The sequence below is a fragment of the Bradyrhizobium sp. Mp19 genome, from assembly GCF_029952935.1.
Classification (GTDB): Bacteria; Pseudomonadota; Alphaproteobacteria; order Rhizobiales; family Xanthobacteraceae; genus Bradyrhizobium; species Bradyrhizobium elkanii.
In genome coordinates this window covers 1-15,448 of the sequence record NZ_JASAUT010000100.1, presented here as the reverse complement: position 1 = coordinate 15,448, position 15,448 = coordinate 1, and the positions used below count along the sequence as shown (strand labels likewise).

14 protein-coding genes are annotated in these 15,448 nt (G+C 55.8%); 3 read left to right on the top strand and 11 right to left on the bottom strand.

Going from position 1 to position 15,448, the window contains the following annotated elements:
- Positions 1-73 precede the first annotated feature (73 nt).
- From QJT82_RS43345 to QJT82_RS43300, 10 genes are all read right to left on the bottom strand, one after another.
- Positions 74-664, bottom strand: a complete 591-nt coding sequence (locus QJT82_RS43345) for a hypothetical protein (RefSeq protein WP_051448095.1) — start codon at positions 662-664, stop codon at positions 74-76.
- Positions 665-773: 109 nt separating this feature from the next.
- On the bottom strand, positions 774-1,001 hold the full coding sequence (locus QJT82_RS43340) for a hypothetical protein (RefSeq protein WP_155258721.1): 228 nt from the start codon (positions 999-1,001) through the stop codon (positions 774-776).
- Positions 1,002-1,615: 614 nt separating this feature from the next.
- Entirely contained in the window at positions 1,616-2,107 is a 492-nt protein-coding gene (locus tag QJT82_RS43335; protein ID WP_026192338.1) for an Lrp/AsnC family transcriptional regulator, read from the bottom strand.
- Between the two features lie 265 nt (positions 2,108-2,372).
- Positions 2,373-3,767 carry an amidohydrolase family protein gene (locus QJT82_RS43330; RefSeq protein WP_028343736.1) on the bottom strand — a complete coding sequence of 465 codons (1,395 nt, stop codon included), beginning with the start codon at positions 3,765-3,767 and terminating at the stop codon, positions 2,373-2,375.
- 87 nt (positions 3,768-3,854) lie between these two features.
- Positions 3,855-4,748 carry an amino acid ABC transporter substrate-binding protein gene (locus tag QJT82_RS43325; RefSeq protein WP_028343737.1) on the bottom strand — a complete coding sequence of 298 codons (894 nt, stop codon included), beginning with the start codon at positions 4,746-4,748 and terminating at the stop codon, positions 3,855-3,857.
- A gap of 1,100 nt (positions 4,749-5,848) precedes the next feature.
- Complete coding sequence (locus tag QJT82_RS43320) at positions 5,849-7,273, bottom strand: aspartate ammonia-lyase (protein ID WP_026192337.1); 1,425 nt, start codon at positions 7,271-7,273, stop codon at positions 5,849-5,851.
- A gap of 55 nt (positions 7,274-7,328) precedes the next feature.
- Positions 7,329-8,096 (bottom strand): amino acid ABC transporter ATP-binding protein, encoded by a 768-nt coding sequence (locus QJT82_RS43315; protein WP_018269989.1) that lies wholly within the window; start codon positions 8,094-8,096, stop codon positions 7,329-7,331.
- Between the two features lie 55 nt (positions 8,097-8,151).
- On the bottom strand, positions 8,152-8,847 hold the full coding sequence (locus QJT82_RS43310) for an amino acid ABC transporter permease (RefSeq protein ID WP_018269988.1): 696 nt from the start codon (positions 8,845-8,847) through the stop codon (positions 8,152-8,154).
- Positions 8,844-9,635 (bottom strand): amino acid ABC transporter permease, encoded by a 792-nt coding sequence (locus QJT82_RS43305; protein WP_018269987.1) that lies wholly within the window; start codon positions 9,633-9,635, stop codon positions 8,844-8,846. Before QJT82_RS43305 ends, QJT82_RS43310 begins: the two co-directional genes overlap by 4 nt.
- A 209-nt stretch (positions 9,636-9,844) precedes the next feature.
- Entirely contained in the window at positions 9,845-11,005 is a 1,161-nt protein-coding gene (locus QJT82_RS43300; RefSeq protein WP_080583579.1) for an aminotransferase class V-fold PLP-dependent enzyme, read from the bottom strand.
- A gap of 207 nt (positions 11,006-11,212) precedes the next feature.
- Between QJT82_RS43300 and QJT82_RS43295 the strand changes: the two genes are divergently transcribed.
- Positions 11,213-12,010, top strand: coding sequence for an IclR family transcriptional regulator (locus QJT82_RS43295; RefSeq protein ID WP_026192335.1), 798 nt, complete (start codon positions 11,213-11,215; stop codon positions 12,008-12,010).
- 614 nt (positions 12,011-12,624) lie between these two features.
- On the top strand, positions 12,625-13,482 hold the full coding sequence (locus QJT82_RS43290; protein WP_018269984.1) for a DMT family transporter: 858 nt from the start codon (positions 12,625-12,627) through the stop codon (positions 13,480-13,482).
- 80 nt (positions 13,483-13,562) lie between these two features.
- Here QJT82_RS43290 and QJT82_RS43285 read toward each other — a convergent pair whose 3' ends face one another.
- Positions 13,563-14,819: a serine hydroxymethyltransferase gene (locus tag QJT82_RS43285; protein WP_018269983.1), complete on the bottom strand. Its 1,257-nt coding sequence runs from the start codon at positions 14,817-14,819 to the stop codon at positions 13,563-13,565.
- Between the two features lie 338 nt (positions 14,820-15,157).
- Between QJT82_RS43285 and QJT82_RS43280 the strand changes: the two genes are divergently transcribed.
- Positions 15,158-15,448: hypothetical protein (locus tag QJT82_RS43280; RefSeq protein WP_281446705.1), on the top strand; the 291-nt coding region annotated here is incomplete at its 3' end.

Below are 15,448 nucleotides of genomic sequence, written 5' to 3'. Positions count from 1 at the left end.
CGCCTCTTCCTGGCCACCCTCATCGCAGCCATCAGCGACCGTTCACCGCTGCAATCGGCTTCTTAACGGACGACTACGTAATCTCGTGCCCCCAACTTGCGTCAATGGGATCTGCTACTGGAACGAACCCTACGCCGCGTTTGCTTTGTTTGTCGGTAAGTTTGTCGGTGACATACATTAAGATATCGCCTTTTGCGCCCAATACGCAGGGACCATTCGGGCTCGCCTGAAATCTCGAAAGGTTGTCGCACATCAGCCAAGTCCCATCCTTCAACTGAACGACTAGTTGAGTCGCCACACATCGTTCTCCATGAAGTGCCATCCAAGCGCTTGGTAGATCGTCCGAATGACTGATGCGCGTTGCTCGCAGCATGCGTTCAAAGCGAGGCCGCCCGAGCACTCTCCACGAGGCGCCAGCAGCCAGCGCAAAAAGGAACGTGATGCCTGATGAGACTACCAGGGAAAGATTGAGAACCCACCGGCCAGAATAGAATGCAAAAGCGGAGACGAAAGCAAAAACTAAGATCGAAAAGGTGACGTCGGCCGGCTTGTGGTGATCTCTAATTCCAACGTTCGCAATATAGTATGCGACGTAACCACAAGCGACCAAGAGCAACGTCGACCACGACTGATTCAGCGCTAGTTCGACGGCTTCTTTCGTCATTCGCAAAACGTAGCGCGATTAAGGCCGAGACGCAATCAGAGAGCTGACGTCAGAATGAAAGCGCCATCTTATGCGCCCTGCGCTCAGCTATTTTGCGTTTCAATCGACTCTATCTAGGCGCAGGATTCAGCCGACGCCAAGCGGTCCAGTCGTTCGGAACAGGATGCAGCGGTCCGCCGATTTCGTCCCCTGGCCAGCGATCGATGATGCGCTGAGTGACGCCGTCGCGCGAAACGGTGGTGAGTTCGGCAAAACCACCGACGCCACCAAGGCCGGCCAGGATAGCGTTTGGCGAATTGACTCGTTCATGGCAGTCCACTTGATAACCTAGACCCATCTCTACAGCTTCTCTCCGCGTGCCACTGCCGCGATCATCGATCGTATGTGCTTTGCTCCCTCTCACCGAATGGCCGGCGCCCGATCGAAAATGAGTTCGTGGTGATCCACGAAGACCGGAGGGCCGCCGGATCAGGTTGGCGACTGAGCGCAGTCCGGCGTTCTGGACCTATGCCGTCAGTGGCGCTACCCGTCCCACCATATAGCGGCGGGGTGCAACTGATCTGGAGGCCGCTAGGAACTGCTTCCGTCGGGCATCGAAGCGGTTCTATGGTGATCTGAGCCTCAAGAGCATCGAGCTCTGGCATCATGCCGACCACGCAGCCTAGGGCGCGTGGATCCACCCAGGAAGACCGATGATCGTCTATTTTTCATGCCAGGGCTGCGGCACCAGTTATTCTGCGGTTCAGGAGCCGGCATCCGCTCCTTTGAAGAGCTCGGGCCTTTTTGTCTGCATGCGTTGCGGGAAGCCCGTCCATCATTGGTCAGGAGCCTATAGTTACACTGACTGGAAACGCATGGAATTCGGAGATAGCAAAGATGGCTCGGACCTCCTCTGAGTGAGACGCCGGCTGTGCGCAATTGTTAGTGGATCTGCTGGATCGAAACACCCAATCAACGATTGGTTGGTCTATCACAGGCAGGCACCTCAACGGGAACAGCAAAGCCAGCCTTTACCCGATCCATAACGACCAGCGTCTTGAAGCATTTGATGTCCGGATTCTTGTAGAAGAAGCTTCTGGTGAATTGCTCGTAGTCCTCCATGGTACGCGCGGTCACGTATAGAATAAAGTCAGCATCACCGGTAACGTAGAAGCCATTGACGACTTCAGCTGACGATTTGATGGCCTTCTTAAACCTATCAATGATATCACAACGCTCCCGCTCCATAGTCACAAGTACAAGCATCTGGATGGGTCTTCCAACGGCCTTCGGCGAAACGATCGAGATATCTGCCTCGATGATGCCTTCCGAGCGCAGCCTCTTCAACCGGCGTTGGCACGCGGTTGCAGAAAGCCCCGCTATTTCGCCGATCACCTCGGAGGTCAGACGATTGTTCTTTTGCACCATTTCGAGGATGCGAGCGTCTATCCGATCGTATGGCATTGCATAATAGCTCCAACCCTGAGGCGAATTCACCACTAGATCCAGGCGCGGGCGAAGAGAATTGTCCAACGGCATGAAGGCATGGAAGATTCGATAGGTGTCGGCTCCGGTCTTCTTTACTCGCTTAACTCTCCGGGCATCGAGGCGCCAATCACGGGAAAGCGGCACCGGCCGCTTAAGCATGCTCGATGCCGTGGGCGCGCCGACCGCCTTCGTATCATTGACGGTCTTGGACGTCGACAAACCTCAAGGCGGTTGTCCGCGTTCACGGCTGCGTCGTATCCTCCCGATGCGCTTTCCGAAAGAACTGAAGTGCGTTGCCGCGCATGATCCGGTCAATCAGGTCACGGGTGTCCTCAAGCTCGATCCAGCCTTCGGCGACCAATTGCGAGACAGCTCGTGCGATTCCACGGCGCGCTACGCACGCATGGCCATAAATGGGCTCGACAGCAACATAGTCACCGCCGAAGGTGAAGATCTTGTTGGACGGAACCGCCATCAAGAACTCCTTCAAAAAGCGAACGCCCGCCACCGGATTAATGATCCATGCCCAGCACATGTCGATCGCAGCGTTAGGATAATGTTTGGCCAGCGCGATAAACTCGTGCTCGTATGGGTAGCCGATGTGCATGAGTACGAATCGGGTTTCGGGAAAATCCTGCAGCAGACGGCAAACGTCTGCGGCATTGCTGCGAGTGCGGGCGAGTTGCATCACGCCGTAGCCAGCCAACACGCCTGTGTGCAGTTTGACCGGCAAGCCGTACTCGCCAGCTTTGCCGACGCAATAGCGAAATAGATAGTCTTGCAGCGCCTTGAGGTCCCCAGGACCAAGGGCGTGCAATGCGCCTACTCTGTCGGCATGGTGGGGGAATAGTCTTGCGGCATGCGCCTTGGTGACCGGCTCGAAATCGAGGGCGCGCGAGTAGGCAATTTGCGATTTCACAGCCACGGCTTTGCGGCCGTATGTTGCGAAATAGAAGTCGACAACCTCGAGCCATTCATCGAGCGTCGTCGGGCGTCTACCCGTTTCGGCTTCCACCCACGCAAAGTCAGCAGCACTACACCGGCACAATTGAAGGATGCTTATGTCGTGGTCGAGCAAATCCGGCTGCTCGGTCTCCATAAAGATGCGCTGTAGCGAATTGACGTGGCAGCCTTTGATGTTTGCCAGGTCCAGAATGCGTGCGTAAAAACCCGGCTGAACGGTTTCACGGTATTTCTCGGCGATGCGGGGCAGGCTTTCGGCGGTCAGGTCCTCTTCACCGTAAACGCCACGAAACGTATGGCGCAGCGCCTGGGCGTAGCCGGTATGGCGGATGCGTTCCCAATAGGGGGCGATCAGCCGATATTTTTCCTGGCTCGTAAGGTCCGGCCCGAGAAACGCTCGTAGGTCGGAAGCTGGCAGGCCTGCAACCACCAGATCCTCGGCAGCATAGGATCTGAATAGATAGGCCCAGTCGTTGCATGGTAATGTTCGTGGATGGATCGCTCCGGAAAGGCGCTGACTTTCCTCGATCAGATGTTCATGGGTGTCCACAAATGGCGTCTCCTCGACCCATTGCGCGATTTGTCGATCTGCGTCTGTCATCGACTCCCAGCCAACCGCTCCGCTTCTCATTTCGCGCTCCTTTTTGGTGACGACAGTTGCTTGCGTCTGCATTCACGATCGCACCGAGCATTGGACCATTCTGTCGGTCCGGTGTTGACGTCGTACCGCCGTGACGGCTTCGCGTCGTCGCGGGCAAGCTCAGTAATTGACGACATCACTAGGGTGGGCAACGCGCTCTTTAAGCGCATCGGTCATTGGGAAATTCAGATTGATGTTTTTCGGCGGGATCGCAGCTACGAACCATTTGTCGTAGATTTTGATGAACTCGCCGGAGGCCATGAGTTTGGAGAGAACGTCGTCAACTATCCTTTTGAAGTCGGGATCGTCCTTCGAGAACATCAGACCATAGTAATAAACGGTACCGTAGTTAGCTTTTAGAAAGATGAGGTCAGCTGGTTTCGAATAATCCGCCTTCATGCCGGCCAAGAGAATGTCAGCTTCCACCCACGCCGCCACACGGCCGGTCGTAAGCAGCAGTAATGATTCCGCATGATCTTTGGCTTGCGCGATAGTAAGATTGAGGTCGTCTCCCTGCGAAATGCCTTTGGCAATGCCGAGAGCATCGGAACCCTGAGTTACGACAACGGTCTTTCCCTTCAGGTCTTTCGGTGTCTTGAGCCCGCTTGACGCCTTTGCGAGCCAAGCCGTTTGACTGGCGAAGGTTGCAACGCTGAATGACACCTGTTCCAGACGCTGCTTACTGCTGGCAGTGCCACCGCACTCGATGTCGATCGTGCCATTCTGGATAAGTGGGATCCGGTTTGACGAGTTGACGGGCGTGAGCTTCGTCTGAATGTCCGGAGTGCCAAGATCAACTTTCAGACGGTCGACGACGTGCGCGCAAAGGTCGAGCGAAAAACCAACAGGCTTCTGATCGGCGCCGAGATAGGAAAAAGGTATCGAAGCCTCGCGGTAACCAATGCTGATCACCCTTTTCGATTTGATGTTGTCAAGCGTTGGCCCCGCCTGGGCCGTGGAGATCGCTATTCCGGTGATCACAGTCGCTGAAAGCAGTGCAAACATTTTAGCCATGGAATTCCTCTGATTCATATGAGCCGCGCTTTTGCGTCTTTGGCCTTGGGCAACGCGTGCGTTGCCACGCGACCCACGCGCGATCAGGCCTCGCTAGGATTGCCCCTTCCAACAGCCGGCAGACGCCTAGTGCCCGAACCTGGAAGCAAAACATCCGCTCATTTCCGCACCGCACATAAACCGGGCAGCACTCAGCCGTGGCTAAATGATAGGCCTCACGATCCGTTTGGCACCATATAAATTTCAGTTTGCGAGTTTTTTAATTCCGAAATATGATAATTTAATTACGGGCGACGTCACAAATTCGACAGGTCCGCCCTAACCACCACTCGTGAGATGCTTCCGCCCGTCGGCGATCATGCTCAATCGGGAAACACGAAATCCATGCAATGTGCATTTTCTAAACTTTGGGAATCCGTGCTTTTCATCGTTCACAGTCGGCCCCTTCGCGCGGGCGGCACTCACTTCGAGCGTCTTTCCCGCAGCACAAAGGGTGCACGTTTAGAGCACCGCGGCGCCGACCAAGGCTGGGATGGTCGAGACCGAGCCAAATGGGACGCAAGTCCTGGTCGAACCGGGGGTGAAGCTGGCGATGCCTTCGTTGGTGTCGTCGGCGCTTCGGGACCCGACTGATCACACGACGTCTCACCTCGAGGTGTGCTGGCGATACAGCCGCTTTCGCAAGTCAATTCCTTACGCAAGCTCCAAGTCTACACGGCTCAAGAAAAGAGCGGCCACCGCCGGCGCGGTGGCCAAGTCAGGGAGAAGTGGAAGCTGACACGCTGATCACCGAGCTTGACGGGCAGCCCACGACACGTGTCAGGCGGCAGGCTGTATCGAAAATCCCCTCGTACGTCTCCGAGGTCCTTGAATTGCCCGCCACCAATTTTCATCTTGGCTACGTTTCGGCGGAAAACGCCGCCGGTACGCGCGGCGTTAAGCATTCCTTCCGGCTCCCGATCAGAATGATCTGGCGAGGACATCCGAGTTCGATCGATTCCATGGATCGAACCGACTGCGGCTCGGCTCTTTTGACCGACTTCGGAAGACGACGATCTGCATTCGTTAACTCGTACTTCCTTTTGATCCATGCTCGGGATCTATGATGCCAATCGCGCTCGCGTCGGCCTGGTAAGTCGACGCGGATCGGTCGTTTGGGCAATCAAATCCGGGGAAAGACCCGGCTCCTCGTCAAGTACTTCGCGGATTGTCTTGCCCGAGATCAGCACCTTCTTCGCCAGCTCGGCCGCACGCTCATAACCGATCGCTGGGCTGAGGGCTGTCGCAACCGCAGCGCTGGCCTCGAGGTGTCTAAGACATACTTGCTCGTTTGGCGTGATCCCGGTGACGCACTTCGTGCGTAGCACCTCGATCGCATTGATCAGCAGCTCGAGAGAATGGAGAACATTGTACGCAATCACAGGCTCCATGACGTTCAATTGGAGCTGCCCGGCTTCCGCAGCAAGTGTGATAGTTAGATCGTAGCCGATGATTTGGAATGCGACCTGATTGACGACTTCCGGCACCACCGGATTGACCTTGCCAGGCATGATGGACGAGCCGGGCTGAAGCGGCGGCAGATTAATTTCGTTTAGCCCTCCGCGTGGTCCACTAGAAAGTAGCCTTAGGTCGTTGCAGATCTTCGACAGCTTAGTCGCCGTTCGTTTGAGCATACCGGAAAACAAAACGAAGGCTCCGGTATCCCAACAAGCTTCGATCAGGTTGCCGGCCGCAACGAGCGGGAGACCCGATATCTCGCAAAGTTCCGAAATGGCAAGTGCCTGATAGTCGGGATTGCTATTGATGCCGGTACCGATCGCTGTGCCTCCAAGATTGATCTCCTGGAAGAATGAGGCGATCTCTCCGAGTCGAGAGACATCCTCGCGAAGGGTCGTCGCGAAGGCTTGGAATTCCTGCCCCAAAGTCATTGGGACGGCATCCTGCAATTGCGTTCGGCCGAGCTTTATCACTTCGCTGAAGCAAGTTGCCTTCTCCTCAAAGGCAATCGCGAGGCGCTCAAGTGCAGCCTGGAGCTGCCCGTGGGACAGCAATATCGCAAGCCGGATTGCGGTCGGATAGATGTCATTCGTGGACTGCGACAGGTTGACGTCATTGTTGGGGTGGACGACGTCGTATCGTCCCCGCGGAAGTCCCATGATTTCCAGGGCACGGTTTGCTATCACCTCGTTCATGTTCATGTTGGTCGACGTTCCCGCTCCTCCCTGGAAGACGTCGAGCGGAAATTCTCTCCACAGCACTCCCCGTGCTATTTCGCCGCAAACCTCGCAGATTACATCGGCCTTATTCTGCTCAAGATCTCCGAGGCTCGCATTTGCCCTGGCTGCGGCCATCTTCACGAATGCCAAGGCCTTTAGGAATATGGGAAAGTGGTTGATCGGAATGCCAGAGATCGGGAAATTTTCGATCGCGCGCGCGGTCTGCGGCCCATAGTAAGCTTTGAGGGGGATCGTCACCGGCCCAAGGGAATCGCTTTCAATGCGCTCTGTTGGCGATGCGCTAGTCATATCAAACTCTCATTTCTGTCATGGCTTTTCGGGGAAGACCGTGCGGGCCGCGACCTCAGTGGATGATCTGATTGAGGAAGGCCTTCGCGCGTTCCGTGTTCGGCGCGCGAAAGAAGGTGCTCGGATCGCCCTCTTCCACAATTGAACCGCGATCCATGAAGACCACACGATCCGCAACTTCGCGCGCAAAACCCATTTCGTGCGTGACGCAGACCATTGTCATCCCGTCCTGCGCGAGCTCAACCATGGTTTCGAGCACCTCTTTGACCATTTCCGGATCGAGGGCAGAAGTCGGCTCGTCGAAGAGCATGATCTTGGGCTGCATGCACAAGGCACGGGCTATAGCGACACGTTGCTGCTGGCCGCCCGACAATTGCGCGGGATATTTCTTGGCCTGATCGTGGATCCGGACTTTTCCCAGCAGCATCATCGCCCGGTCATTCGCCTCAGCCTGAGTAAGGCCCCTGACCTTCATCGGAGCGAGCATGCAATTTTCGATCACCGAGAGATGCGGAAACAGGTTGAAGCTCTGAAAGACCATGCCGACTTCACAGCGAACGTTGTTGATATCGCGAATTCGGTCCGTCAGCTCTATCCCATCGACCACTATACGGCCGGCGTCGGGCTTTTCGATATGATTGATGCAACGGATGAGAGTTGACTTCCCCGAACCCGATGGCCCGCAGAGTACGATCTTTTCTCCTTTGGCGACGTTGAGGTTGATGTCGCTCAGGGCATTGAAGCTGCCGAACCGCTTGACGAGGTGCTCGACGACAACCATCGACGCCTGGTCGCCCAGGCTAACTGTGCGCTCTTGTTGCATACTGATCTCCAGGTTGTAGTCCCTAGGAACAACGGGTCATCAGATAATCGATTGACTATCGGTGGGCGCCCGCAATTGCGGAGTTCTTGCGGAGCCAGGCGACAAATTGGGACGCGGCGGAGCTTATGATGAGATAAACAACGGCCACTGCGAGGTACATCTCGACGAGGCGGCCATTGAGCTGTGCCAGCTTCGAAGCCGCACCAAGAAGATCAGTGAGCGATAGTACGTAAACGAGGGACGTATCCTGAAACAGAATAATAGTCTGGCTCAGTATGATCGGGCTGGCGACCCGAAACACCTGCGGAAGGACGACATGACGATACGTATCGAATGTCGACAGGGCGAGAGCCTGGCAAGCCTCGAATTGTCCTTTGTTCACAGCACGCAACCCGACGCGGATGATTTCCGAATAGTAGGCGGCTTCGAACAAGCCAAACGTGATGAACGCCGTATAGGTGGCACCGACTGGAATCGGACGGCCACCGCCTGAGAGGTACCCCAGAACGATGGGTACCAGGAAGAAGAACCAAAACAGGACAAGAATGAGCGGAATCGATCGCATCAGGGCGACATAGCTACGCACGAGCTGGCTCAGAATGCGGAGCTCAAAGTGCTGCACGAGGGCGAAGAGCGTTCCAAGAAACATCCCGACCAGGAAGGCGGCCGCCGTCAAGGAAAGCGAGAACAACAATCCTGACCATAGATAGGGCCACGCCTGCACAACAATCGAAAAATCGAGGCTGTTCATTTCACGACCTCCATATTGCCAGGCAGGGGGCTCTCCAGCTTCATGTCGTCAAAATCTGATCCGACGGCTTCCCTGCCCGGTGCGGTACCGGGAATGCGCACGGCTTTGTCGATGAGCATCATCGTCTGGTAGGCGATCAGAGCCAAAGCAAGATAGATGAGAGTGGCGGCGCCGAATGCCGTGAAGGTTTGGAACGTAGCATCGCTGATTTGGCGCGCCTGAGCGGTCAGCTCCATCAAGCCGATGGTTAGAGCAACGGACGTATTTTTGTAGACGCCCATCACCTCACTTGTCAGACTTGGCACAATGAGCCGAAGTGCCTGCGGCAAGATGATATGACGATACATCAGATATCCGCTTAGGCCGAGTGCGGCAGCCGCTTCGTGTTGCCCGTTTGGCAAGGCTTCGATGCCAGCGCGAACCTGTTCTGCGATGCGCGCGGCGGTGTAGAGGCCGAGGCACCACAGGGCCGGAAAGAAAGATCCCCAAGGCGGCGGTATCTGCTTTATCCAGTCTCCCATGGTAGTTGGAAGAAGCTCGGGCAGGACGAAGTACCAGAGAAACATCTGTACGAGAACGGGGATGTTTCGAAAGACCTCCACGTACAATCGTGCTAAAGCCCGGAAGAAGGGGTTATGTACAGTTCGCCCTATGCCGACGGCGATTCCGATTGCGAACGCAATCCACCAGCCGAAGAAGGCAAGCGCCAACGTCCAACCAAGACCGGAAAGAAGCCAGTCGATGTAACGCTGGCCATCCATGGTCCTTTCAAGAAGAACTCCGAACATCGCGAGCCTCACGATTGCAGGTGCGCATAACGACCATGCTCCGCATGGCTGGTCGTCGTGCGCGTTGCGCCGGTGCCAGTCGACCGCGTCACTTGATTACGCGGCCTTCTCCTTCAGCACGCCAGTAAGCGGAAAGGCGTAATACTCACCCTTGGACGGGATAAGACCGCCGTCCGCTTCGCGTGCGTTTTCTCCAACTATGCCAAATCCTAAGCGGCCCTGAATGACTTTTTTAGCTGGCGTCCGCGGATGAGATGCACCAGACGATCCACATCGGCGGCGGTGTTGAACATGCCGAACGATACGCGAATGCCGTCGCGCTCGGGGGAAACACGCACGCCGTTCTCTTCGAAGTAGCTGAGCCATTCTGCCGCGGGAAGACCAACGACGTAGATATGAGGCGAGCGATGTTCCCGCTGACGCGGACCCACGAGACTAACGTCGAGTTCGTCCAGTTGAGCGATGAGATGATCACCCAGATCGAAGCAATGGTTCTGAATGTTCTCAACGCCGATCTGCTCGATCAAGTCAAGCGAAGCCCCGAGCGCGTGAACTGCGGGAAGATTGAAGTTTCCCAGCTCGAAGCGTCGCGCGCTGGGAGATGGCGTCAGGCAGTCGGGACGAGCGATAAGGTCGTGAGGAATCTCCGCCAAACTGGCAGCGGCAAGATAGGCAGGCTCCAGTTCCTTCAACGCCTTATTCCAATAAAGCAACCCGAGACCTTGGGGGACGAGCAATCCCTTGTGACTCCCGGAGCCGACGAAGGTTGCCTGGGTGGCCTTCGCATCGATTGGAACGATTCCGATTGCTTGCATGACGTCGACGACGAAGTAGAGCTTCTTGTCCGCGCAAAGCGCGCCGATGCTCTTGATATCGAAGCGATGCCCGGCGTGGAAGGTGACGTGCGACAGCGAGATCGCACGGGTCTTTTCGTCGATGCGCGGAAGGAACGTGTCGGCGTTTACGACGTCCGTCATCGGAAGGAAGTCGATCTCGACCCCTTTCTTCTTCAAGTTGAGAAAGGCATAGGTGTTGTTTGGATGATCCCCATGGATCATCAAAACGCTATCGCCGGCTCGCAGAGGCAACGCGTTCGCCGCGATGTTCATGCTTTCCGAGGTATTCTTCGTAAAGGCAATTTCGTCGGCCGACACCCCAAGGAAACGGGCTACTTTGGCACGCGTTTGCTCAACCCGATCGAGCCACACACCTTTCGGTCCGGCGGTCTCCAAGCCTTCACGAAGAAAGGTTTCGATGGCGGCCATTACGGGACGCGCGAGCGGCGCCTGAAAACCGGAGTCGAGGTAGACCATCCTTTCGGCTGCAGGAAACTCCTTGCGCACAGCTTCCACGTCGTAATGACGAGACATTCCCAATCTCCCTTTCAAAATAGCCGCCCGCACCGCCGATTCCCGGGCTTGGTCGTCATCCAAACCGGGCTCGTGCAATGCACAAAAACCGATCAACGACCGACAACGCCAACGTTATGAGCAAACCCGCGTAGGGTCCAAGCCGTTTTTTCATATTTCAGTAGCAATAATTCCGAAATCTGATAATTATCTTAGATGGAGGTCACAATGGCGGAACAGAAAAACACTGCAGGACCCCTCGACCGGGCGCTCGCCATAGTTGGCCATGTCGCTAATCAGACAAAGGCCGTCTCGGTCGCAGAGATCGCGAACGCCCTTTCGTTACCCGTTCCAACCGCGCATCGGCTTGTCGGAAATCTGGAAGAACGCGGCCTGCTTCAGAAAGCGCTTGGATCGAAGCGCTACGTGGTAGGCAATCAGTTGGTTATGCTGTCCGCCAAGGTCATCGGCGCGGCTTTTCGCACGGCGCGGCGGCACGCGGTGCTGCGCGCGGTTGCCGGCGAGATCGGCGAACAGTGCGAGATCGGTGTCGTGCGCGACAATCTCGTCACTTACGTCGACAGCGTACGCGTGTCCCAACCACAGGGGCTTCAATTCAATCCCGGCGAGGCAGCTCCGCTTCACTGCACCTCGACCGGAAAGATCTACATGAGCCGATTACCCGAAAGAGCGCGTGAAAAGCTATGCCGCTCACTCGCTTTGACGCAATACACTGATAAGACCATCGTGGATTGCGAGACCCTCCTGAAGCTTCTCGAGGAGACGCGCCATCGAGGGTGGGCAAAGACCAATGAGGAATACGTGAAGGGCGTCGTCGGCTGTGCGGTTCCTATCGTTTCTCCGGACCGAGAGCTGATCGCCTGTCTCGGCGTGTCCGTGCCCGCGGCCCGAGTCAGCTTTGCAGAGCTTGAGCGCTTCATTCCTCCACTTCAAAGAGCCGCCGAGCTCCTGTCGCAAACCATCCTTCAGACGGATAGCGAGGACGAAACCCTTGAGGATACTTGAGGAGACGGATCCCTCGGCTCCGCTCCTTCTGGCCGGGAGAAAGAGAATGGATTTCTCCTTCGGCAAGTCGTGGCGGCAAGATCTTCGAGCGTCCACAAGCCTGATCCATCGCCGTTACGGACTGTGCCGCAGCGCCATCGTCAACTAGCATGCCTAGTGGTTGATCGAGATGGAGGGCATCTGGCAAGGTAGATGCCAGGCCAGAGCTCAAACGGGATAATAGTTGCAGTGCGCCGACCTTCATGCACGATCACGGCACCACTCCCCCTGAAACGACAGATCCGCTTGGCGCATCTTTGCCAATCCGACTCAGGCCCGATCCTTGGCACGCACCGCTCGCATGTTGCTGCTCGCTATCATGCACAGTCGTGCCGGACGGCACACTTAGCTGATATAATCCAGCATCCGCTTCTCGCGCGGACCGGTTCAAGGCGCGGGCCGCCATTTGACGCATACAAATTGACCATCGGTGACTGCACGAAGTGTCTTCGGACAATCTCGTCCTGCCCCCCTCTCTATGAGCGACCGCGACCTACAGATTCCTGCCTGGGTCAGAGAGCCCTGCCATAAGACCCATCAGGTGTTCACCTTCCAGATCCCTAAGGAGAGCGCGGATGAACCGCGATGCCGAACTAAGCGGCATGGCCCATGTTGCTTTCGCCAGCCTGATCTTCGTTACTATGTCTTCGGCTATCAAGGTTGTAACGCAGACGATTTCCCCCTTGCAGGTGACTGTTCTGCGTAGCGTCCTGTCGATCCCAATCATCTTCCTTATTCTCCCTAAACACGTCCGCTTCGACTCCCGCCTCCTTTTTTCGAAAGAACATTTTTTCAGATCTGTATTTGGCTATACGGGATTTCTGGCATTCGTCGCTTGTGCATCGAAGCTTCCCCTAACGGTAGCTGCCTCAATACTCTACACGTCACCCATCTGGTCCTTGCTCTTGTCGGCGCTGGTACTGAAGGAGCGGCAGAACATCGCGACGGCCTTTGGACTGATTCTCGGGCTCTTCGGCATGCTTGCCATAGTTCAACCGACCATCAGCAGCGCAGACACATGGATTGTCATTGGCTTGATTGGCGCAGCCCTCGACAGTCTCGCTGTCATGATGATACGGCGCATAGCCAGCGTCGATGCTCCCGAACAGATGGCCCTATACTTTATGCTTTGGAGCTCTGTGATCGGCCTGCCTTTTGCAATCCCTGTGTGGGTTTGGCCGGCACCCGCTGATTGGCCGTTACTGTTGCTTATTGCGGGGTTGGCCGCACTGTTACAGATCGCGCTGGGGCGCGGTTATGCTCTCGTCCGCCTCGCGCGCGCCGCTCCACTCGACTTCGTCCGTCTGCCAGCAAGTTTACTGGTCGATCTGGTCTGCTTTGGCATCACTCCAACTCCTATGATGTGGCTTGGTACCGGACTTATCCTGGTCGGGTCTTCGGCCTGTCTGGCAGAAAGAGTGATACGGAAATGACACTGACCTCTGATCAGGTTGAAAGTCGCTGTCGCGGAAGACACCGACAAGATAGACACTTCAACGTGAATTGAGTCTATCTACGCCAACCACTTCTCATTGAACAAAGGCAGCCCCTTTGTGTTTTCCTTAACGAAAGCGCTCAAGTTAGCAATACCGTTATGCTTATTGGTCGAAGTAATCACATTTCCAATCAACTTCCCGAGCCGAACGAACTGCGCTTCATCAAAGCCTCTCGTCGTGAGAGCGGCGCTACCGATTCTCAGTCCACTTGCTTCTGATGGCGGACGGTTGTCGAAGGGAATCGGATTCCTATTGGCGATGACCTGGGCTGCCGATAACGCCGCTTCAAGTTGACGACCGCTCATATCCCAACTCATCAGACTGAGAAGCAATAAGTGCGACGAAGTACCTCCGGAAACGAGTGTAGCGCCCGTCTCAAGCAAGCCAGCCTCCAACGCCTTGGCGTTTCTCAACACCTTTCCGGCATACCTCTGAAAAGAGGACGTTTGCACCTCAGCTAACAATGCGGCTCTTGCCGCAATCAGGTCCATTTTAGGCGCCCCTTGCAGTCCGGGAAATATGGCACGGTCGATCGCCTTGCCTAAACGCTTTTTGCACAAAATAAGTCCGCCGCCCCGCGGGCCTCGGAGTGTCTTATGTGTCGAAGTTGTTACAATGTCGGCGTGAGGGAAGGGAGACGGAACGGCGCGGCCAGCAACGAGACCCGCGGTATGCGCTAGATCCACCCAAAGAAGCGCGTCAATCTCACGTGCGATCTCATGCATCTTCCCATAATCAAACAAGCGTGGATATGAAGAACCGCCACAGATGATTGCTACGGGTCGATTCTCGAGCGCGATCGAACGCACCGCATCATAGTTCAGTTGCTCGTCGCTCTTTGACACTCCATAGAAGCACCACCGAAAGTTTTGACCGCTCGCATGGAATGAAGCACCGTGACTCAAATGGCCGCCATCTTGAAGCCGCATCGCCATCAGCCTGTCTTGAGGCTGAAAAAGGCCGTTCATTACTGCGAAATTTGCGATGGTAGCGCTCATCGCTTGCACATTCGCGTGTTCGCATGCGAACGCGGATTTTGCTCTCTCGATTGCCAGCCGCTCTAGTTTGTCAGCATACTCGCAGCCTGACACACAACGGCTTCCCGGATACCCCTCCGCATTCTTGTCGGCAAATATGCTGCCTTCGAACTCCCTGACTCTGGGAGAGGAATAGTTTTCAGAAGCGACTAAGCTCAGCTGGCTTAATTGGCGTTGCTCCTCCAAGTACAGCAGCTCTCCCACTTCTTCGTCAAAGCTTTCGCATCGATTATCCATGACCGCCCCTGCCCACAGTGATGCTGCCGTCGTCGTCAGTTTTTCGCATGCGACAGTTGAGCGAGTTCACGCTCGATACCTTGAAGCTCTTCCAGATCTCTTCCGAAAATTACAAAGTCGTAGGGTCCGGCATCTTGATGGCCCTCCACCATCACAATTGCGCCCCGTCTATCGGCAGGCCTATAGTGAAGCTGCTTTCGCCGCAGCAGATCAATGAGGTCGGGAAATCGAAGCGCAATGGAGACGCAATTTCGGGAAAGAGCAACACGCGCTCCATTTTTGATAGCGCATTCCAATCCTAGCGCGCTTGATACGGCCCTGATTGAAGAGAAGCCTCCGTGGCGCCCGTTTACCTCACATGCAAAGAACCCAACCTCTTTGGCTCTAACGATGTCGACACTAAGTGGTCCGAAATACCCGATTTGTTGGGCGTAGTTGCCAAGACTTTTGCACCACGAGAGAACATCGTTGGGCAAATGATCGAGCAGAGCGCTACTCCAATATGCCCCGCCGTATCCTGGATTGAAGAGGATCGAAGCTACACCTACAAGCTCAGAGCTGGCCCCGGTTGTTTGGACAGCGCCCCGCTGGATTTAAGTGGATTCCTGCCGGGTTATGCTGAACGCGGG